This window comes from Nonomuraea sp. NPDC050680 (assembly GCF_040654555.1).
Lineage (GTDB): Bacteria > Actinomycetota > Actinomycetes > Streptosporangiales > Streptosporangiaceae > Nonomuraea.
The window spans coordinates 313,622-333,086 of sequence record NZ_JBFAIF010000007.1 but is presented as its reverse complement, the minus strand read 5'-3'; the positions used below and the strand labels follow the sequence as shown (position 1 = coordinate 333,086).

Annotated in this window: 21 protein-coding genes; 12 read left to right on the top strand and 9 right to left on the bottom strand. The window is 69.8% G+C overall.

Going from position 1 to position 19,465, the window contains the following annotated elements:
• Positions 1 to 7 precede the first annotated feature (7 nt).
• The 6 genes from AB0H88_RS25895 to AB0H88_RS25870 all read right to left on the bottom strand — a co-directional run bounded on the left by AB0H88_RS25895 (position 8) and on the right by AB0H88_RS25870 (position 3,032).
• Positions 8 to 949, bottom strand: coding sequence for an ROK family protein (locus AB0H88_RS25895; RefSeq protein ID WP_357648649.1), 942 nt, complete (start codon positions 947 to 949; stop codon positions 8 to 10).
• A 100-nt stretch (positions 950 to 1,049) separates the two neighbouring features.
• Positions 1,050 to 1,376: a hypothetical protein gene (locus AB0H88_RS25890; RefSeq protein ID WP_357648605.1), complete on the bottom strand. Its 327-nt coding sequence runs from the start codon at positions 1,374 to 1,376 to the stop codon at positions 1,050 to 1,052.
• An 11-nt stretch (positions 1,377 to 1,387) separates the two neighbouring features.
• Entirely contained in the window at positions 1,388 to 1,849 is a 462-nt protein-coding gene (locus AB0H88_RS25885; protein WP_357648603.1) for a peroxiredoxin, read from the bottom strand.
• A gap of 37 nt (positions 1,850 to 1,886) precedes the next feature.
• On the bottom strand, positions 1,887 to 2,315 hold the full coding sequence (locus tag AB0H88_RS25880) for a DUF3052 domain-containing protein (protein WP_357648601.1): 429 nt from the start codon (positions 2,313 to 2,315) through the stop codon (positions 1,887 to 1,889).
• A gap of 117 nt (positions 2,316 to 2,432) precedes the next feature.
• Positions 2,433 to 2,840, bottom strand: a complete 408-nt coding sequence (locus tag AB0H88_RS25875; protein WP_357648599.1) for a secondary thiamine-phosphate synthase enzyme YjbQ — start codon at positions 2,838 to 2,840, stop codon at positions 2,433 to 2,435.
• A gap of 9 nt (positions 2,841 to 2,849) precedes the next feature.
• Positions 2,850 to 3,032, bottom strand: coding sequence for a DUF1918 domain-containing protein (locus AB0H88_RS25870; protein WP_357648597.1), 183 nt, complete (start codon positions 3,030 to 3,032; stop codon positions 2,850 to 2,852).
• A gap of 397 nt (positions 3,033 to 3,429) precedes the next feature.
• Between AB0H88_RS25870 and aceE the strand changes: the two genes are divergently transcribed.
• The 3 genes from aceE to AB0H88_RS25855 all read left to right on the top strand — a co-directional run bounded on the left by aceE (position 3,430) and on the right by AB0H88_RS25855 (position 8,592).
• Entirely contained in the window at positions 3,430 to 6,177 is a 2,748-nt protein-coding gene (aceE, locus tag AB0H88_RS25865) for a pyruvate dehydrogenase (acetyl-transferring), homodimeric type (protein WP_357648595.1), read from the top strand.
• Positions 6,178 to 6,330: 153 nt separating this feature from the next.
• Positions 6,331 to 7,833, top strand: coding sequence for an alpha/beta hydrolase (locus AB0H88_RS25860; protein WP_357648593.1), 1,503 nt, complete (start codon positions 6,331 to 6,333; stop codon positions 7,831 to 7,833).
• A gap of 15 nt (positions 7,834 to 7,848) precedes the next feature.
• Positions 7,849 to 8,592: a maleylpyruvate isomerase family mycothiol-dependent enzyme gene (locus AB0H88_RS25855; protein ID WP_357648591.1), complete on the top strand. Its 744-nt coding sequence runs from the start codon at positions 7,849 to 7,851 to the stop codon at positions 8,590 to 8,592.
• Between the two features lie 164 nt (positions 8,593 to 8,756).
• Here the strand turns inward: AB0H88_RS25855 and AB0H88_RS25850 are convergent, their stop codons facing one another.
• The 3 genes from AB0H88_RS25850 to AB0H88_RS25840 all read right to left on the bottom strand — a co-directional run bounded on the left by AB0H88_RS25850 (position 8,757) and on the right by AB0H88_RS25840 (position 11,092).
• Positions 8,757 to 9,116 (bottom strand): VOC family protein, encoded by a 360-nt coding sequence (locus AB0H88_RS25850; RefSeq protein ID WP_357648589.1) that lies wholly within the window; start codon positions 9,114 to 9,116, stop codon positions 8,757 to 8,759.
• 77 nt (positions 9,117 to 9,193) lie between these two features.
• The gene (locus AB0H88_RS25845; protein WP_357648587.1) at positions 9,194 to 9,922 is read right to left on the bottom strand and encodes a YafY family protein; all 729 of its coding nucleotides are present in this window, start codon (positions 9,920 to 9,922) and stop codon (positions 9,194 to 9,196) included.
• Between the two features lie 150 nt (positions 9,923 to 10,072).
• On the bottom strand, positions 10,073 to 11,092 hold the full coding sequence (locus tag AB0H88_RS25840; RefSeq protein ID WP_357648585.1) for a PHP domain-containing protein: 1,020 nt from the start codon (positions 11,090 to 11,092) through the stop codon (positions 10,073 to 10,075).
• Positions 11,093 to 11,194: 102 nt separating this feature from the next.
• Here AB0H88_RS25840 and AB0H88_RS25835 point away from each other — a divergent pair, with 102 nt between their 5' ends.
• From AB0H88_RS25835 to AB0H88_RS25795, 9 genes are all read left to right on the top strand, one after another.
• A complete protein-coding gene (locus AB0H88_RS25835; protein ID WP_357648583.1) occupies positions 11,195 to 11,608 on the top strand; it encodes a hypothetical protein in 414 nt (137 codons plus the stop codon).
• A gap of 2 nt (positions 11,609 to 11,610) precedes the next feature.
• Entirely contained in the window at positions 11,611 to 12,759 is a 1,149-nt protein-coding gene (locus AB0H88_RS25830; RefSeq protein ID WP_357648581.1) for a glutathionylspermidine synthase family protein, read from the top strand.
• The gene (locus tag AB0H88_RS25825) at positions 12,756 to 13,187 is read left to right on the top strand and encodes a DUF350 domain-containing protein (RefSeq protein WP_357648579.1); all 432 of its coding nucleotides are present in this window, start codon (positions 12,756 to 12,758) and stop codon (positions 13,185 to 13,187) included. The genes AB0H88_RS25830 and AB0H88_RS25825 overlap by 4 nt, the downstream gene beginning before the upstream one ends.
• A gap of 119 nt (positions 13,188 to 13,306) precedes the next feature.
• Positions 13,307 to 14,431, top strand: coding sequence for a helix-turn-helix domain-containing protein (locus tag AB0H88_RS25820; RefSeq protein ID WP_357648647.1), 1,125 nt, complete (start codon positions 13,307 to 13,309; stop codon positions 14,429 to 14,431).
• A 103-nt stretch (positions 14,432 to 14,534) separates the two neighbouring features.
• Positions 14,535 to 15,431, top strand: coding sequence for an ACP S-malonyltransferase (locus tag AB0H88_RS25815; RefSeq protein ID WP_357648577.1), 897 nt, complete (start codon positions 14,535 to 14,537; stop codon positions 15,429 to 15,431).
• A complete protein-coding gene (locus AB0H88_RS25810) occupies positions 15,428 to 16,384 on the top strand; it encodes a beta-ketoacyl-ACP synthase III (RefSeq protein ID WP_357648575.1) in 957 nt (318 codons plus the stop codon). The genes AB0H88_RS25815 and AB0H88_RS25810 overlap by 4 nt, the downstream gene beginning before the upstream one ends.
• Positions 16,385 to 16,472: 88 nt before the next feature.
• Positions 16,473 to 16,712: an acyl carrier protein gene (locus AB0H88_RS25805; protein WP_357648573.1), complete on the top strand. Its 240-nt coding sequence runs from the start codon at positions 16,473 to 16,475 to the stop codon at positions 16,710 to 16,712.
• A gap of 36 nt (positions 16,713 to 16,748) precedes the next feature.
• Positions 16,749 to 17,981 carry a beta-ketoacyl-ACP synthase II gene (gene fabF / locus AB0H88_RS25800; protein ID WP_357648571.1) on the top strand — a complete coding sequence of 411 codons (1,233 nt, stop codon included), beginning with the start codon at positions 16,749 to 16,751 and terminating at the stop codon, positions 17,979 to 17,981.
• The gene (locus tag AB0H88_RS25795) at positions 17,982 to 19,406 is read left to right on the top strand and encodes a carboxyl transferase domain-containing protein (protein ID WP_357648570.1); all 1,425 of its coding nucleotides are present in this window, start codon (positions 17,982 to 17,984) and stop codon (positions 19,404 to 19,406) included.
• The last annotated feature ends 59 nt before the right edge of the window (positions 19,407 to 19,465 follow it).

Genomic DNA, 19,465 nt, shown 5'->3' with positions numbered 1-19,465 from the left:
CTACACCTTACGACACCAACGGCTCCGATCGCACATCCACCGCCCACCCGGCCCCCAGGTCTTCCCGGCCGGCCGCGCGCCAGCCCAGCAAGGCCGCCCCCAGCATGCCGGCGTCGACGCCCAAGGCGGCGGGCAGGAGGGGTGGGGCGTCTCGGAAGGCGAGGCGTTTGACGAGGCGGGTGCGGACGGGGTCGAAGAGGGCGGGGCCCGCCTCGGCCAGGCCGCCGCCCAGGACGATCATGGAGGGGTCCAGGAGCAGGGTGTAGGTGGCCAGGGCCAGCGAGAGGGCCTCTACCGCCTCGTCCCAGACCTCTACGGCCAAGGGGTCGTCCGAGGAGACGACCTGTTCGGCGCGGACGTCCTCGAGGCCGGAGCGGAGGCTGTAGCGCCGGCCGACCGAGGCCGCCGACGCGTACGTCTCCAGGCAGCCGAACTGGCCGCACGCGCACTCCTCGCCGTCCGGGAAGACCGGGATGTGGCCGACCTCGCCGCCCCAGCCGGAGGAGCCGCCGTACGGCTCGCCGTGGACGATCATGGCGCCGGCGATGCCCGTGCCGATGGGCAGGAAGAGGAAGTCGGGTACACCGCGCCCCGCGCCCAGGACGCTTTCCGCCAGGCCGCCGGTGCGGACGTCGTGGCCCAGCATGACCGGCACGTCGAGCGCGGTGAAGTCGGAGGCCTGGACGTCACGCCAGCCGAGGTTCGCCGCGTAGACGGCCACGTCCTCGGACACCAGCCCAGGTACGGCCAGGCCGACGCCTGCCGGGATGCCGTCGCCGGAGGCGGCCAGGTGGCTGATGAACTCGCGGATGGCGGCCACGACGGCCTCCGGGCCCTCCGTACGCGGAGTGGGGCAACGCTCGCTCAGCAGCACCGCGCCGGACTCGCTGACCAGGCCGCCCTTCATGGACGTGCCACCGACATCGAGCGCCACCACGAACGAACTCATTGCAGACACGCAGGAGACGATAGCGCAGCTCAGCAAATGTCTGGATAAAGGCGGGCCGCGCCCTCGACGCCCCCAGGACCGCGCCCCCCGCGCCCCCAGGTCAGGCCCGGCCGAGTACCCGGTTCAGCGCCGCCTCGACCTCGGCCGAGAGGCCCGGCGGGGCGCCCGAGCCCGCCATCGCGTCCGACCCCACGAACGCCTCCGCCCGCGCCTGCCGCACGGCCCCGCAGGCCCGGCACTCCACCTCGCCCAGCCGGCAGATCAGCGTCGTGGACCCGCATGTGCCGCACGCGTCGAGGTCGAGGTCGTGCAGCCGTTGACAGTCCGGGCAGATGAGCACCTGCGTCTCGCGGCGCACCCCACGCTTCCACGGGCTGGCGCCACGGACGGGGTCCGTCTGCCGGGCCCCGCAGCGGTAGCAGGGCATCGTTTCCTCCGTTAAGAGATGTCGGCGAGTGCCTTGACGTAGTCGGCGACGTCACGTGCCTGGCTGGTCGGATTGACCACCGACCACCGGATCACGCCCGCGCCGTCGATGATGAAGGTCCCCCGCAGAGAAACCCCCTTCTCGTCATCGAACACACCGTACGCCCGCGCGACCTGTCCATGTGGCCAGAAATCGGACAGCAAGGGGAACGTGTAACCCTCCACGTCCGCCCAGGCGCGATGGGTGAACATGGAGTCGACCGAGACGGTGAGGAGCTCCGCGTCAGCCAGGGAATCCTGGACATCGCGCAGCGCCGACAGCTCCCGATGGCACACGCCACTGAAGGCAAGCGGATAGAAGACCAGCACGACCTTCCTCCCCCGGAAGCCCGACAGCTTCACCGGAGTGCCGTGCTGGTCCCGCAGTTCGAAGTCTGGAGCAAGGGCGCCGACCTCGGCAGGACGTTCGTTCACACACGCCATCCTGCCGCATGGCAGGCGCTCAGACTCCCTAGCGTCGGCCCTTCGGTGAGGCCAGTCTGGTCCCAGACCAGTCAGGGGCGGCGGAGATGCTGCTGGTCTGCGAGAGACCCGCGGTAGCGGCATCCTCCCCGATGTCGCTCGGCTCCACATGGCCGTCGCGCCCGGCCTTGGGAGTCAGCAGCCAGATCTGGCCGGCTTCGGCGAGTGCTCGCATGGCGTTGGTGAGGACATCGAAGAGATCGCCGTCGCCGTCGCGCCACCACAGCAGCACCACGTCGACTACGTCGTCGGTCTCCTCATCCAGCAACTCATTACCGGTCAGGTCTTCGATGGAGTCGCGAAGCTCGTCGTCGACGTCCTCGTCCCAACCGATCTCCTGCACCACCTGACCCGGCTTGAGGCCGAGCCGTTCGGCCAGGCCGCGCTCACTTTGCGCCTGACCCGCGGTCGCGCTCACGTTTATCCCTCCTGCTTGAGTGGCCCCGCATATGCGGTTTATCGCTTCGGGACAGTCCACACGCTGTGACCCTTAGTCGTCAACGGTCGCCACGGGTACGGCCGTAGACGGGCCGCATCAATCCGACAGAAACGACAGGCGGACCTGACGTTGCGGGTTGTCGACATTAAGGTCGACGATTGCGATGGACTGCCAGGTGCCCAGCGCCAGACGCCCGCCGAGTACGGGGATGGTCGCGTACGGCGGGATGAGCGCGGGCATGACGTGTGACCTGCCATGACCGGGCGACCCGTGGGCGTGACGCCACCTGTCGTCGGCCGGGAGCAGGTCGCGCAGGGCGGCGACGAGATCGTCATCACTGCCCGACCCCAGCTCGATCAGTGCCACCCCGGCCGTGGCGTGCGGTACGAAGACGTGCAGCAGCCCGTCCTCCCCCAGCGTCCGCACGAAGTCCGCGCAGTCCGAGGTGATGTCGTGCACCGTCTCCCGTGAACCCGTGGCCACGGAGATGATCTGAGATCTCACACACGAATTCTACTTAGGTACGACGACCGCATCAGGGCCGGGAAAGACCAGCCCGGTGTGCCCGTCATCGAACCGCACGGTGTACGGGGGCCCACCGGAGGTTCCGTGGATCTCGATGATGATCCCACCGTGATCCCGCTCGCCGACCGTATTGCCGTGCACCAGCAGCCGGTCGCCTATCGTCGCGTTCATATCTCCACACTCGTACGGAGAGCGCCGTTCGGAAAGAGGGACACACTCCTCCCTCCGCAGGGAGAGGGAGAATCCTGACCGAAACGTTACGCTGTCCAGGCTCGCGGCTGGGACTCGCGCGGCGCATCGCGTCCGGTGGGAGTCGTTCTCACCCTTACGGGGCTCTCCACGCCACGCCCGGCGAAATTTCGGAGCTTTTCCGGTCTTGTTAAATTGACGGGCCAAGGTAACCTTGGCCGGGATTCGTCCTACCATCGGTGGTCTAGGCCACCGTTCGTGACCCTGCCAGCAGGGACACACTGGTTACCGACCAGTAGAGATGCACTTTCTACGGTAAGCGACCAGGATGGAAGGCGACCCAGACCAGACATCAGTCACCCTCGGAAGGCGAGACCCAGTGGCTTCCGGACGCCAGCGATTTTCGATCATCAGCGACGGCCTACCCAGCCAACTGCCTGATGTCGACCCCAGTGAGACCAACGAGTGGCTCGAGTCCCTCGACAACGTCGTCAAGACGGAGGGCCGCAGCAGAGCTCGCTACTTGATGCTCCGCATGCTGGAGCGCGCCCGTGAGCACCAGGTCGGCGTGCCGGGCCTGCGCAGCACCGACTACATCAACACGATCCCGCCGGAGCGCGAGCCCTGGTTCCCCGGCGACGAGCACGTCGAGCGGCGGATCCGCGCCTACATCCGCTGGAACGCCGCGATCATGGTCTCCCGCGCCAACGCGCGCACCAACGTGGGCGGTCACATAGCCACCTACGCCTCGGCCGCGTCGCTCTACGAGGTGGGCTTCAACCACTTCTTCCGCGGCAAGGACCACGGCGAGTCGGGCGATCAGGTCTTCTTCCAGGGCCACGCCGCGCCGGGCATCTACGCCCGCGCCTACCTGGAGGGCCGCCTCAACGAGGCGCAGATGGACGCGTTCCGGCAGGAGCTGTCGCACGGCTTCCACGGCCTGCCCTCCTACCCGCACCCGCGGCTCATGCCCGACTTCTGGGAGTTCCCCACCGTCTCCATGGGCCTGGGGCCGATCGGGGCGATCTACCAGGCGCGGTTCAACCGCTACCTGCTCAACCGCCAGATCAAGGACACCAGCCGCAGTCACGTATGGGCGTTCCTGGGCGACGGCGAGATGGACGAGCCCGAGTCGCTCGGCGCGATCGGCCTGGCGGCCCGCGAGGAGCTCGACAACCTCACGTTCGTCATCAACTGCAACCTGCAGCGGCTCGACGGCCCGGTACGCGGCAACGGCAAGATCATCCAGGAGCTGGAGTCCTACTTCCGGGGCGCCGGCTGGAACGTCATCAAGGTCGTCTGGGGCCGCGACTGGGACCCGCTGCTGGCGGCCGACGTCGACGGTGTGCTGGTCAACCAGATGAACACCACGCCCGACGGCCAGTTCCAGACCTACTCCGTCGAGTCCGGCGGCTACATCCGCGACAACTTCTTCGGCGGCGACCCGCGCCTGCGCAAGATGGTCGAGCACATGTCCGACGACGACATCCGCAAGCTGTCGCGCGGCGGCCACGACTACCGCAAGGTCTACGCGGCGTTCAAGGCGGCCCGTGAGCACGTCGGCCAGCCGACGGTCATCCTGGCCCAGACCATCAAGGGCTGGACGCTCGGCAAGGACTTCGAGGCGCGCAACGCCACGCACCAGATGAAGAAGCTCACCAAGGCCGAGCTCAAGGAGTTCCGCGACCGGCTCTACCTGCCGATCCCCGACTCCGCGCTCGAGGGCGAGCTGCCCCCCTACTTCCACCCGGGCGAGAACGACCCCGAGATCGAGTACATGCGCGAGCGCCGCGCGGCCTTGGGCGGCGTGCTGCCCAAGCGCGTCATGCGCGCCAAGCCCATCAAGCTGCCCGGTGACAACATCTACGAGCAGTTCGGCAAGGGCTCGGGCAAGCAGCAGGTGGCCACCACGATGGCCTTCGTCCGCGTGCTGAAGGACCTGATGCGCGACAAGGAGATCGGCCACCGGTTCGTGCCGATCATCCCCGACGAGGCCCGTACGTTCGGCCTCGACGCGATGTTCCCGACGGCGAAGATCTACTCCCCGCACGGCCAGACGTACGAGGCCGTCGACAGGGAGCTGCTGCTGTCGTACAAGGAGGCCGTCCAGGGCCAGATCCTGCACGAGGGCATCAGCGAGTCGGGCTCGATGGCCTCGGCGATCGCGGCGGGCACCGCCTACGCCACGCACGGCGAGCACATGATCCCGATCTACATCTTCTATTCGATGTTCGGCTGGCAGCGCACCGGCGACCAGATGTGGCAGATGGCCGACCAGATGGGCCGCGGCTTCCTGCTCGGCGCGACGGCCGGCCGCACCACGCTCAACGGCGAGGGCCTGCAGCACGAGGACGGCCACACGCCGCTGATCGCCTCGACGAACCCGGGCGCCGTCTCCTACGATCCCTCGTGGGCGTTCGAGGTCGCGCACATCGTCAAGGACGGCCTGCGCCGGATGTACGGCGAGCAGCCCGAGAACGTCTTCTACTACCTGACCGTCTACAACGAGCCCTACACGCAGCCTCCGCAGCCCGCGGACCTCGACGTGCAGGGCCTGCTCAAGGGCCTCTACCGGTTCGCCACGGGGCCTCAGACGCAGGGACCGAAGGCCAACATCCTGTCGTCGGGCGTAGCGGGGCCGTGGGCCGTCGAGGCCCAGCGGCTGCTGGCCGAGGACTGGGGCGTGTCGGCCGACGTGTGGTCGGCGACCTCCTGGACCGAGCTGCGCCGCGACGCGCTGGCGTGCGAGGAGCACAACCTGCTCAATCCCGACGCCGAGCCGCGCGTGCCGTACGTCACCCAGGCCCTCTCCCAGGCCGCCGGCCCCTTCGTGGGCGTCAGCGACTACATGAAGGCCGTGCAGGACCAGATCGCGCAGTGGGTGCCGGGTGACTGGTCCTCGCTGGGCACCGACGGGTTCGGCCTGTCCGACACCCGCTCGGCGCTGCGCCGCCACTTCCACGTCGACGCCGCCTCGATCACGCTGGCTGTGCTGACCAGCCTGGTCAAGCGCGGCGAGCTCGACGGCGAGGTGCTGCGCGAGGCGATCGCCCGCTATCACCTCAAGAACGGCGTCACCGAGGCCGGTGGCGCGGAGAGCAACGACACCCAGTCGATGGGCGTCTGAGCGCACAACCTGACGGCGACGCCCCCGCGGAAGGCCTTCCGCGGGGGCGTCGCCATTTTCAGCCAGGAGGGGTACGTGCCGCCTCGCTCCATTGATACGCACTCGCGTATTGTGGGGAAAACTTCCCCCTGAGCTATCGAGGGGGAGATGGACATGCGACGCGTCCTTGCCGTTGTCACACTGGCCGCATCGGCCGCAGCCTGCATGAGTGCGCCGACGAAACCGGCCGTGGACGGAGGCACCGGCGCCGCCCAGCAGATCGCCTGGGGACCGTGCACGGACCTCAAGCGGCCCGACGGGCAGCGACCGGCCAGGCAGGACACCTCGGTGCGGTGCGCCAAGCTGGCGGTGCCCCTTGATTACGCCCATCCCGAGGGCGACAAGATCGAGATGGCGCTCATCAAGGTCCCCGCCACCGACCAGAGCAAGCGGCTGGGCTCCCTGGTGTTCAACTTCGGCGGCCCGGGAGGCTCCGGCGTCGACACTCTTGATCAGGCCGCCAAGTCGCTCACCAGCCTGCGCTCCCGCTATGACCTGGTCAGCTTCGACCCGCGCGGCGTGGAGCGGAGCTCGGGGGTGCGCTGCGGCGACAGCGCCGAGCTGGACAAGTACATGGCCCTCGACACGCTGCCCGACACCGAGCAGACCCGCGCGGAGGGCGACGCGGCCAACAAGGAGCTGGCCCAGCACTGCGAGAAGGACTCCGGCAAGATCCTGCCGTACGTCGGCACGGTCAACGCCGCCCGCGACATGGACCTGCTGCGCGCCGCGCTGGGTGACGACAAGCTCAACTACGTCGGCATGTCGTACGGCACGCAGCTGGGCGCCGTCTACGCCACCAAGTTCCCCAAGAGGGTGGGCCGGATGGTGCTCGACGCCCCGCTCGATCCCACGGTCACGTTCGAGCAGCGCACCCTGGCCCAGACCCGCGGCTTCCAGCACGCCTACCAGAGCTTCCTGAAGTCCTGCGTCAAGGACCGCTGCGAGGTCGGCAAGGACGTGCCGACCGCCGCCGCGAACGTCGACCGGCTGATGAACCAGCTCGCCGCCAAGCCGCTCAAGGTCGGCCAGCGCGACCTCACCCAGGGCCTGGCCTCCACCGGCGTCGCCGCCGCCCTCTACTCCGAGTTCGCCTGGCCGTTCCTGGGCAACGCGCTCGGCGCGGCGCTCAAGGGCCAGGGGCAGGCGCTGCTCTACCTGGCCGACTCCTACACCGGCAGGTCACAGGACGGCACGTACTCCACGCAGATGACCAGCTTCCCGGCCATCACCTGCGCCGACACCTCCGAACGGCCCGACCTGGCCGCCCTGCGGCACACCGAGGACGCGGCCGTGAAGATCTCGCCGCTGTTCGGCAGCGAGGGCCCCGGCGGGCTGTGCACCGTCTGGCCGGTCAAGGGCGACGACGAGGCCAAGCACGTCGACGCGACCGGCTCGGCGCCGATCATGGTGGTGGGCGGCACGGGCGACCCCGCCACGCCGTACGAGTGGGCGCCCAAGCTGACCGCGCAGCTCAAGACGGCCACGCTGGTCACGTACGAGGGCGAGGGGCACGGCGCCTACCTGTCGGGCAACAAGTGCGTCAAGCGGTTCGTCGACTCCTACCTGCTGGCCGGGAAGATGCCCGAGCGGGGTGCCACCTGCAAGTCGGTCTGATCTAGTCTCGGTCACGTGACGGACTATCCCCGGCTGGTGGAGAGCGAGAGCGCGCGGCTGGCCGAACTGGCCACCGGCGCCGATCCCGGCACCCCGGTGCCGTACTGTCCGGGCTGGACCCTGGCGGACCTGATCACGCACGTCGGCACGTTGCACCGGTGGGTGGTGCACATCGTGGAGACGGCGCGGCAGGAGCCGATCTGGTCCCGCCAGGTGCCCAACGGCCTGGCCGAGGGGCAGCGCGGCGATCCGGCCTGGTTGGGCTCGGGCGCCCGGGAGCTGGTCGCCACGCTGCGCGAGACCGACCCGGACACGCCCGTCTGGGCGTGGGGCGGCGATCAGCGCGTGCGGTGGTGGGCCCGCCGGATGGTGTTCGAGCTGGTCGTCCACCGCTGTGACGCCGAGCTCGCGGTCGGCGTGGCGCCCGTCGTCGAGGCGCCGGTCGCGATCGACGGGATCGAGGAGTTCCTGGAGGCCCTGCCGCACGCGTTCTGGGTCGCCAAGCGCCTGGCGGCGCTCGACGCGGAGGGGGCCACGATCCACCTCCACGCGAGCGACGCCGACGGCGAATGGACCCTCACCCAGGGCCCGGCGGGCCGGATCAGCTGGGCGCGCGGCCACGCCAAGGGTGACGTCGCCGTCCAGGGCCCGGTGAGCGACCTGCTGCTCATGCTGTACGGCAGGCGCTCCCCCGACGCGCTGACCGTCCACGGCGACCGCGCCTTCCTGGACCGCTGGCTGGCGACCGCCGCGCTGTGATCAGCCGGCTGATTCAAGCCGCGGTAATCGATGGTGAGGCCCTGGACGCGCCGCCACTCGGCGGTCGGCGGCGTGTCCAGGGCGGGTGACCGCTCGCCAGAGCGGCTCGCGCGCGTGCCCCGGTCGGCGGGGAAGGTGCCTTCCTGGGTGCACGCCCGGCCAGGTCACCTGCGGTGGAAGACCCCGAAGAGGTTGCCCGAGCCGTCCTGGAGGTAGGCGAAGTCGGTGCCCGCGCCGTCGTCGACGACCTTCGTGACGACCTTGCCGCCGAGCGACTCGGTCTCGCGGCACTTCTCCTCCACGTCGGCCACCTCCACGTGGAAGATCGCGTGGCCGGGGAACTCGCCCTTGGTGTTGTAGAGGCCACCCCCGGGCTGCTCACGACCCGGATAACCGATCGTCCGGTAGTCGACCGGGCCACCGTCGGACGCCCCGAAGGTCCAGCCGAACAGCCCGCCATAGAACCGCTGGGCACCTTCGGGGTCGTCTGTCGCAACCTCGAACCAGGTAACCGTGTTGTCCATCGTTGTCTCCCTAATTTCTCGAACAAGACAACGATCTAACGGATGGGCGACAACCCTATGTCGGTGTTTTCGAATGATTAATCGAGCACCGTGCCGTGTACGAACATGTCCGGGATGTCGGTGGCGAACCTCTCCAGCGGCCGGTCGGGGCAGCGCTCGGCGATCACCGAGGCCGAGGCGATCCGGTCGAGACGGAAGACCCGTACGTCATCGCGCAGGCGGCACCACGCCACGAGATACCAGAAACCGCCACGGCCGCCCAGGAACACACCGGGCTCGACGTCGCGCGAGGTCAGTGCCCCCTTCGCATCGGCATAGTCGATCCTGAGCAGGCGCCGGCGCTGCAGGGCCTCCTCGATCGCCCGGGAGATGCCCTCGCCGCCCAGCGGCCGGATCTCGGCGCCCGGCTCGGCCGCCGGAGTGACCATGCGCACCCGGCGCGCCAGCTCCCTGGCCAGCTCGCCCTCCCGTCCCGGCATGGCCGCGACCACCTTGCGCAGCGCGCTGCGCGCCTGCCTGCCGAACGGCTGGTCACCCGCCCGGCTCAGCGCCACGGCGATGGCGACCGCCTCGGCGGGGGTGAAGTTGAGCGGGGGTAACGACATCTTCTTGTCGATCGCGTAGCCACCCTTACGCCCCGGATGGGCGTAGATCGGCACCCCTGACTCCTGCAGCGCGGTGATGTCGCGCTCGATCGTGCGGGCGCTGACCTCGAACCGCTTGGCCAGCTCGCGGGCCGAACGGCAGCGTGGCGAGATCGCGCGCAGGTCCTCGACGAGCGCGTAGAGCCGGTCGGTACGGTTCACACCCGTGACGTTACGCCGCGCCACCGACAATCGCGGGTCGCAAACCCCTTACCAGGCAGGCGATCCCGGTTCAAGCGTGACACGCCAGCACGTGCCGCACCGGCAGAGGTTCAAGCGTGACACGCCAGCACGTGCCGCACCGGCAGAGGTTCAAGCGTGACGCGCCAGCAGATCGGCGAGCGGCCAGGTGTTGACGATCCGCGCCGCCTCGATGCCGCACTGGGCCGCGCGCTCGCAGCCGTGGCGTTGCCAGTCGAGCTGGCCGGGCGCGTGCGCGTCGGAGTCGATCGCGAAGTCGCAGCCCATCTCGTAGGCCAGCCGCAACAGCCGTTTCGGCGGGTCGAGCCGGTCGGGCCGCGAGTTGATCTCGACCGCGACCCCGAACCGGCGGCACGCCTCGAAGACCACCTCGGCGTCGAAGTCCGACTCCGGCCGCACCCGGCCCCGCCGGCCGCCCGCTTGCACGACCCGCCCCGTGCAGTGGCCGAGCACGTCCACGTGCGGGTTCGAGATCGCCGTCACCATCCTGCGCGTCATCTCATGACCGCTCATCCGCAGCTTGGAGTGCACGCTGGCCACCACCACGTCGAGCCGCTCCAGCAGCTCGGGCTCCTGGTCCAGGGTGCCGTCCACGTTGATGTCGACCTCCACACCGGTCAGGATCCTGAACGGCGCGAACCGCTCGTTGAGCCGTTCGACCTGGTCGAGCTGCCTCTTGAGCCGGTCGGCGGACAGCCCGTTGGCCACGGTCAGGCGGGGCGAGTGGTCGGTCAGCGCCCAGTAGGCGTGGCCGAGCCCCTCGGCCGCCTCGGCCATCTCTTCGATCGGCGAGCCGCCGTCGGACCAGTCCGAGTGGCTGTGCAGGTCGCCCTTGAGCGCCGCCCTGAGCGCCGCGGTCGCGTCGTCGAGGTCGGCACCCTCGGTGGCGCGCATCCTGCGCAGGTACGTGGGCACGTCGCCGTCCAGCGCCTCGGTGATCGCCAGGGCGGTGACCTTGCCGATGCCCGGCAGATCGGTCAGGCCGCCGACCCTCGCCAGCCGTACCAGCTCGTCGTGGGGCAGGTCGGTGACGACGGCGGCGGCGTTGCGGAAGGCCCGTACGCGGTAGGTGGGCTCGCCCGCCCGTTCGAGCAGGTAGGCGATCTCGCGCAGCGCCTCGACGGGTGTCATGTGTTGATACGTACCCAAGCCGAGGGCAAGCGGCCGGTTGTAGGCATTGAAGCGTTACGACGTGCGGCTATAGGCTGTTCGGCCAACGAAAGCAGGAGCTTGATGGGTTACTCGCCGCCCGTGCCGCCTCCCTCGCCGGAGGCCCCCAAGCGGTCGAAGGCGTCGAAGGTGGTCACGCTGTCCATCCTCGGCATCGTGTCCGTTCTCTTGGTGGGCTACTGCTCGGCCCAGAACGACGACGACGTGACGGCCGACTGCGTCGACATGAACAACCAGCTGAGCGACGGCTCGTACGAGGTCGTCGACGAGTCCCTCTGCGACGATGACGACGACGGCACCTCCCACTTCTACGGCGGCTCACGCGGCGCCTACCACTGGTACTACGGCGGCACCAGGATCGGCACGCGCGTCCGCGCCGGCACCAGCTACCGCCCCTCCGACGTGAACATCTCCAGCCGCAAGGGCCGCGACATCCAGCGCGGCGGCTTCGGCAGCCACTGGAGCGGCGGCGGCTGACGGTGCGACGCGAACACGGCACTCCCAGGGACGGCTGGGAGAAGACGATCGAGAGCCATGGGCTGGCCTACCACCGGGCCGCCCACCCGGAAGGGCTCATCCGGCCCTACTGGGACGAGTCCATCCACTACGTCTTCTCGCTGGCGGAGGTGGAGGCGCTGGAGGAGCAGGTGGAGGAGCTCCACGGGATGTGCCTGCACGCCGTCGAGCACGTCGTCTCGACCGGGCGCTACACCGACTTCGCCATCCCCGCCTGGGCGCACGAGGACGTGGCGCGCTCCTGGGAACGGCGTGACCCGCACCTGTACGCCCGCTTCGACCTGCGCTACGACGGCACCGGCCCGGCCAGGCTGCTGGAGTACAACGCCGACACTCCCACCTCCCTGGTCGAGTCGTCGGTGGCGCAGTGGTTCTGGCTCAAGGACGTCCACCCGGCGGACGACCAGTGGAACTCCCTCCACGAACGGCTCGTGGAGCGCTGGGGAGAGCTGACCCTGCCCGCGGGGCCCGTCCACTTCGCCTGGACGAACATGGACGAGACCGGCGAGGAGGCGATGACCCTGGCCTACCTCCAGGAGACCGCCGAGCAAGCCGGGCTGAGCACGGTCGCCGTCGCCATGGAGGACATCGGCTGGGACGCGCTCAACCGCCGCTTCGTCGACGTCGAGGAGCGGATGATCCGCTCGGCGTTCAAGCTCTACCCGTGGGAGTGGATGCTGGCCGACCCGTTCGGACGGCACGCCGTCCGGCACGCGACCTGGATCGAGCCGCTGTGGAAGACGCTGCTGTCGAACAAGGCGCTGCTGGCCGTCCTCTGGGAGCTCTACCCGGACCACCCCAACCTGCTGCCCGCCTACCTCGACGGCCCCCGCGACCTGGACTCCTACATCGCCAAGCCGCTCCTGGGCAGGGAGGGCGCGTCGATGCGCATCGTCACGCCGGACGGCACCCAGGAGACGCCCGGCTCCTACGGTCAGGAAGGCTACGTCTACCAGGGGTTCGACGCCCTGCCCGACTTCGAAGGCGAGCGGCCGGTACTCGGCGCCTGGGTGATCGCCGACGAGGCCGCCGGAATGGGTATCAGGGAGACTACTGGCCTGATCACCGACGACACCTCTTCCTTCGTCCCTCACCGAATCGAGCACCCATGACCCTGCTGGAAACCCTCGCCCGCGGCGCGGGCGCCATCGCCGCCTACGCCGCCGTGGGCGTCGTGCTGCTCATCGTCGGCTTCTACGTGATCGACCTCGCCACACCGGGCAAGCTGAGCTCGGTCATCCGCACCGAGCGCAACCCCAACGCCACGCTGCTGGCCACCTCGGCACTGGCCGCGGTGGGCCTGATCGTCGCGGCCTCCATCTGGTCGTCGGGCGGCCGGCTCACCGAGGGCCTGGCGGGCACGGTGGTCTTCGGGCTGGTCGGCATCGTGGTGCAGACCGTCGCCATGCTCGTCTTCGACAAGCTGGTCGGCATCTCCGTACGCGATCTGGTCAAGGAGGCCGAGCTGCAGCCGGGCGCCCGGCTGCTCGCCGTCACCCACGTCGCCATCGGGCTCATCACCGCCGTCGCGGTCATCTGACCCAGATCCCGCTATGACCGCGGCCAGGCTCGCGTCGCGGTCATCTGACTCCACCTGGCACTCTAGGAGGCGTGACAGATCGGACCCGGGAGGACACCACGCGCAGGCTGGAGCGGGCCATGGGCTCGCTCGGCACTGCGGCCATGGCGCGCATGGACGATCAGCTGCCGTGGTTCCGCGCCCTCAGCGCCGAGGACCGCTCCTGGGTGGGACTCGTGGCACAGGCCGGCATCGCCGCGTTCGTGGAGTGGTTCCAGCACGCCGGCGAGAACCGGCCCACGCCCAGCATCGAGTTCTTCGGCACCGCGCCGCGCGAGCTGAAGCGGTCGATCTCCCTGCAGCAGACCGTCGACATCGTCAGGGTCGTCGTGGAGGTGGTCGAGGCGCAGACCGACGACCTGGCCGCGCCGGGCGGCGAGGACCAGCTGGAGCAGGCCATGCTCCGCTACACCCGCGACGTGGCCTTCGCCGCCGCCCACGTCTACGCCCGCGAGGCGGAGGCCAGAGGCTCATGGGACGCCCGGCTGGAGGCGCTGATCGTCGACGCGCTGGTGCGCGGCGAGGTCGACGACGGGCTGCACTCCTGGGCCGCCGCGCTGGGCTGGACCTCCTCCCCCGTCGTCGTGATCGCCGGCCGCGCCCCTGAGGGCGACCCGCGCGCGGTGATCGACGGACTGCGCGAGAAGGGCCGCCGCATCGGCATGGACCTGCTCGCCGGCGTGCAGGCCGACCGGCTGATCGTGATCGTGGGCGGCGCCGACAGCGTGGACGCCGCGGCCAAGCAGGTCGTGGCCCGCTTCGGGGAGGGGTCGATCGTCATCGGCCCGGAGGTGCCCGACCTGCACGCCGCCGCCAGATCGGCCAAGGCGGCGCTGGCCGGGCTGAAGGCGTCGTCCGGCTGGCCCGACGCGCCCCGCCCGGTGCACGCCGACGACCTGCTCGCCGAGCGGGCGCTCGACGGCGACGACGACGCCAGGGAACAGCTCATCGAGAACGTCTATCTCCCGCTCGCCGGCACCCCGCTGCTCGATACGCTGGCCACGTACCTGGAGCAGGGCACCTCTCTGGAAGCCACCGCCCGGCTGTTGTTCGTCCATCCCAACACCGTGCGCTACCGGCTCAAGAAGATCACCGAGCTGACCGGCTACCAGCCCACCGAAGGCAGGTCGGCCTTCACCTTGCAGGTGGGGCTGATTCTCGGCAGGCTTTCGGAGAGCGCTGTCACCTGGCGCGCCCTAACGTAATTACCCCGAAACCCCCACTGTAGGGTTCCTACAAAACCCCTGGGACCAAGTTCGTACGGATCCTTATCCGCGTGTCGAACCTCTACAGGGCAGTGTGGATTGTGTGCTTGTACTCGTCGCCCCGGGCCAAGGTGCCCAGACTCCAGGCTTCCTGACGCCCTGGCTCGAACTCCCCGGCTTCGCGGATCGACTGTCCGCGTGGTCCGAGGTCGTGGGCCTCGATCTGATCACCTATGGGACCAAGGCCGACGCCGACGAGATCCGTGACACCGCGGTCGCCCAGCCGCTGCTCGTAGCCGCCGCGCTGGCCTCGGCCGAGGTGCTCGGCGCGGCCCCGGACCTGCTGGCGGGCCACAGCGTCGGCGAGTTCGCCACGGCGGCGCTGGCCGGCGTGCTGACTCCCGAGCAGGCGCTGTCGCTGGTGCGCGAGCGCGCCCAGGCCATGGCCAAGGCCGCCGCCGTCACCGAGACCGGCATGACCGCGGTGCTCGGCGGTGTCGAGGACGAGGTGCTGGCCGCGCTCGACAAGCACGGCCTGACCCCCGCCAACGTCAACGGCGCCGGCCAGATCGTCGCGGGCGGCACGCTGGAGCAGCTGGCCGCCTTCAAGGAGGACGGGCCGGCCCGCGCCAGGCTGATCTCGCTCTCCGTCGCGGGCGCCTTCCACACCGTGCACATGGCCCCGGCCGTCGACCACCTGCGCACGGCCGCCGAGGGCATCACCCCCGCCGACCCGCGGGTCAAGCTGCTGTCCAACGCCGACGGCGAGGTCGTCACCGACGGCGCCGTGCTGATGCGGCGGCTGATCGACCAGGTCAGCAGCCCCGTACGCTGGGACCGCTGCATGGCCACGATGACCGACCTGGGCATCACCGGGATGATCGAGCTGCTTCCGGGCGGCACGCTGACCGGCCTGGCCAAGCGCGCGCTGCGGGGCGTACGCACCGTGGCACTGAAGACACCCGACGATCTCGACGCGGCCAGGGAGCTGACAAAGTGAGGATTCCCGACATCGCCCCGGGCGCCAAGGTGCTGGCCCTCGGCCACTACCAGCCGTCCAACGTCGTCACCAACGACGACCTGGCCAAGACCATGGACACCAACGACGAGTGGATCCAGTCACGCGTCGGGATCAAGGAACGCCGGGTCGCCGGCGCCGCCGAGTCCGTCGAGGACATGGCCGTGCAGGCCGGCGGCAAGGCACTGGCCGCCAGCGGCCTGTCCGCCGCTGACATCGACCTGGTCATCGTCGCCACCTGCACGCTGGAGAGCCAGATCCCCAACGCCTCGGCCGTCGTGGCCCACCGCCTGGGCATCAAGGCGCCCGGCGCGTTCGACGTGAACGCCGCCTGCGCCGGCTTCTGCTTCGCGCTCGGCGTGGCCAGCTCCGCGATCCGCGCCGGCTCGGCCAAGCACGTGCTGGTCATCGGCGCCGAGAAACTGTCCCAGTGGATCGACTGGACCGACAGGTCCACCGCCGTGATCTTCGCCGACGGCGCGGGCGCCGCGGTGGTGGGGCCCTCCGACACGCCCGGAATCGGGCCGGTCGTCTGGGGCAGCTCGGGCGACAAGTCCGACGCGATCATCATCAACGACCGCAACGACTCCCTCCACCAGGAGGGTCAGACCGTGTTCCGCTGGGCCACCACCGCGCTGCACCCGGTGGCCAAGGAGGCTTGCGAGCGCGCCGGGGTCGACCCCTCGGAGCTGGCGGCCTTCGTACCTCACCAGGCGAACCTGCGCATCATCGAGGCGATCGCCCGCAAGATCGGCGCCGACCAGGCCGTCATCGGGCGCGACATCGTGACCGCCGGCAACACCTCCGCCGCGTCCATCCCGCTCGCGCTCTCGCGCATGCTGGAGCGTGGCGAGGTGCGCTCGGGTGAGCTCGCGCTCATCCTCGGCTTCGGTGCGGGCCTGACCTATGCGGGTCAGGTCATCGAGATTCCGTAGGATCCGGTACGGCTCGTTCCGTACCCAGGAGAACTTGTACGGCCTGAGCCGTACAGAACCAGAAAAAAACCAAAGGAGAAATAGCGACATGGCTGCCACCGAGCAGGAGATCCTCGAGGGCCTCGGCAAGATCATCAACGAGATCACCGGTATTCCGGTGAGCGACGTCACCCCCGAGAAGAACTTCGTGGACGACCTCGACATCGACTCCCTGTCCATGGTCGAGATCGCCGTGGCCGCCCAGGACGAGTTCGGCGTCGAGATCCCGGACGACCAGCTCAAGAACCTGAAGACGGTCAAGGACGTCCTTACCTTCATCCAGAACTGATCTCACTCCCAACCTGATCGACAAGGAGCGCGAAACGTGAGTGCAAACCGGGTACGTGTCGTGGTCACCGGGCTCGGCGCGACGACGCCCGTCGGTGGAGACGTCACCTCGACCTGGTCGGCGCTCCTCGCCGGTCAGTCGGGCGTCGAGAGCATCACCGCGGACTGGATCGACACCGTCCCCGTGAAGTTCGCGGGGACGGCCGCGGTCGATCCGACCGAGGTGCTGGCCAGGCCCGAGGCTCGTCGCCTCGACCGCAGCGAGCAGTTCGCCATGGTCGCCGCTCGCGAGGCCTGGCAGGACGCGGGCGCCCCCGAGGTGGCGCCCGAGCGGCTCGGCGTCGTGGTGTCCTCCGGCATCGGCGGCATCACCACCACGCTGTCCGCCTACGACACCTACAAGGAGCGGGGCTGGAACCGGCTCTCGCCCTTCACCGTGCCGATGCTGATGCCCAACGGCCCGGCCGCCTGGATCGGTCTCGATCGCGGCGCCCAGGCCGGCGTGCACGCGACCGTGTCGGCCTGCGCGTCCGGCGCGGAGGCCATCGGCTACGCGATGGACATGATCAGGTCCGGCCGCGCCGACGTGGTGATCGCGGGCGGCACCGAGGCGGCGATCCACGGCCTGAACGTGGCCGCCTTCGCCGCCGCGCGTGCCATGTCCACCCGCAACGACGACCCCGCGGGCGCCTCGCGGCCGTGGGACCGCGATCGCGACGGGTTCGTGCTCGGCGAGGGCGCGGGCATCATCGTGCTCGAGTCCGAGGAGTACGCCCGTGCGCGCGGCGCGCGGATCTACGCCTACGCCTCGGGCGTCGGCTACTCCGCCGACTCCCACCACATCACCCAGCCCGAGCCGGAGGGCCGGGGCATCAGCATGGCGATGACCCAGGCGCTCACCGACGCGGGCGTCACCGGCCAGGACGTCAAGCACGTCAACGCGCACGCCACCTCCACCCCGGCGGGCGACGTCATCGAGGTGCAGGCGGTGGCCAAGGCCATCGGCACGCACCCGCTGGTCACCTCGACCAAGTCCATGACCGGCCACCTGCTGGGCGGCGCGGGCGGCATCGAGTCGGTCTTCACGATCAAGGCGCTCCAGGAGCGCCTCGTGCCGGCCACCATCAACCTGGACAGTCTCGACGACGGCATCGAGGTGGACCTCGTCTACGGCGAGAACCGCCCCCTGCCGCAAGGCGACATCGCCGCGGTCAACAACTCGTTCGGATTCGGTGGTCACAACGTGGCAGTCGTGTTCAAGGGGGCTTAAATGACTGTGCTCGACAATCGGGTGGCGCCGCAGGGCTCCGATCAGGAGCCCGCTGATCCCCGCGATCCGGTCGTCAGGCTGACCGCGCTGCTCGATGAGGGCTCACTGCGGTTGATCACTCCCGAGGACGAGAGCGGCGTGCTGGCCGCCACCGGCCGCGTCGAAGGTGTCCCCGTCGTCGCTTTCTGCAGTGACGCCCGCTTCCAGGGCGGCGCGATGGGCGGCGAGGGCTGCGAGCACATCGTGCACGCCTACGACGTGGCCGTCCGCGAACGGGTGCCGGTCATCGGGATCTGGCACTCCGGCGGTGCGCGACTCGCCGAAGGCGTCGAGTCGCTGCACGCCGTCGGCCGGGTCTTCGCCGCGATGACCAAGGCCTCGGGCGTCGTCCCGCAGATCTCCGTGGTCGTCGGACCCGCCGCCGGTGGCGCCGCCTACGGCCCGGCGCTGACCGACCTGGTGATCCTGGCCGACTCCGGCCGCATCTTCGTCACCGGCCCCGACGTGGTCCGCAGCGTCACCGGTGAGGACGTCACCAGCGCCGCACTGGGCGGCCCCGAACCGCACAGCAAGCGCAGCGGCGTGGTCCACGTCATCACCAAGTCCGAGACCGACGCGCTGCTGCGCGCGCGGCAGCTGGCCGTGCTCCTCGGCCACCAGGGACGGGTGCGCACGACGGGCATCGACGAGGTCGACTTCTCCACGCTGCTGCCGGAGTCGGCGCGGCGGGCCTACGACGTCAAGCCGCTGGTGAACGGCCTGCTCGACGAGCCGGGCATCGAGCTGCACCCCAAGTGGGCGCCGAACATCGTCACGTCGCTGGGCCGCCTCGGTGGCCGGACGGTCGGCGTGATCGCCAACAACCCGATGCGGCTGGGTGGCTGCCTCGACGCCACGTCCGCCGAGAAAGCTGCCCGCTTCGTTCGTATGTGTGACGCTTTCGGCGTCCCATTGGTTGTCCTGGTCGACGTACCCGGTTATCTCCCGGGTGTCGGACAGGAGCACGACGGCGTGGTCCGCCGCGGCGCCAAGCTGCTGCACGCCTTCGCTGAGGCGTCGGTGCCGCGCGTCACGCTGGTCACGCGCAAGGCCTACGGCGGCGCGTACATCGCCATGAACTCCCGCGCACTGGGCGCCACCAAGGTGTTCGCCTGGCCGACGACCGAGGTCGCGGTCATGGGCGCGGTCGCGGCGGTGCGCATCCTGAAGCGGCGCGAGCTGGCCGCGGCCCCCGAAGAGGAGCGGGCCGAGCTGGAGCAGCGGCTGGCCGAGGAGCACGAGAAGCTGGCCGGTGGGCTCGAGCGGGCACGGCAGCTGGGCGTGATCGACGAGGTCATCAAGCCGGAGGAGACCCGGGGGGCGATCGCCACGGTCCTCGCCCAGGCCACCCCGGCCAGGGGTGCCCACGGGAACATCCCCCTGTAAGCCACTCCTGTAGTCGTATGCGAAGAGCCCCGCACCTCCTGGGTGCGGGGCTCTTTCAC

What these genes read in the sequence shown, in the direction of transcription:
- AB0H88_RS25895 (WP_357648649.1), bottom strand. Translation starts at nt 949, where the DNA reads ATGAGTTCGTTCGTGGTGGCGCTCGATGTCGGTGGCACGTCCATGAAG.
- AB0H88_RS25890 (WP_357648605.1), bottom strand. Translation starts at nt 1,376, where the DNA reads ATGCCCTGCTACCGCTGCGGGGCCCGGCAGACGGACCCCGTCCGTGGC.
- AB0H88_RS25870 (WP_357648597.1), bottom strand. Translation starts at nt 3,032, where the DNA reads ATGAACGCGACGATAGGCGACCGGCTGCTGGTGCACGGCAATACGGTC.
- AB0H88_RS25860 (WP_357648593.1), top strand. Translation starts at nt 6,331, where the DNA reads ATGCGACGCGTCCTTGCCGTTGTCACACTGGCCGCATCGGCCGCAGCC.
- AB0H88_RS25850 (WP_357648589.1), bottom strand. Translation starts at nt 9,116, where the DNA reads ATGGACAACACGGTTACCTGGTTCGAGGTTGCGACAGACGACCCCGAA.
- AB0H88_RS25840 (WP_357648585.1), bottom strand. Translation starts at nt 11,092, where the DNA reads ATGACACCCGTCGAGGCGCTGCGCGAGATCGCCTACCTGCTCGAACGG.
- AB0H88_RS25835 (WP_357648583.1), top strand. Translation starts at nt 11,195, where the DNA reads ATGGGTTACTCGCCGCCCGTGCCGCCTCCCTCGCCGGAGGCCCCCAAG.
- AB0H88_RS25825 (WP_357648579.1), top strand. Translation starts at nt 12,756, where the DNA reads ATGACCCTGCTGGAAACCCTCGCCCGCGGCGCGGGCGCCATCGCCGCC.
- AB0H88_RS25820 (WP_357648647.1), top strand. Translation starts at nt 13,307, where the DNA reads ATGGGCTCGCTCGGCACTGCGGCCATGGCGCGCATGGACGATCAGCTG.
- AB0H88_RS25805 (WP_357648573.1), top strand. Translation starts at nt 16,473, where the DNA reads ATGGCTGCCACCGAGCAGGAGATCCTCGAGGGCCTCGGCAAGATCATC.
- AB0H88_RS25795 (WP_357648570.1), top strand. Translation starts at nt 17,982, where the DNA reads ATGACTGTGCTCGACAATCGGGTGGCGCCGCAGGGCTCCGATCAGGAG.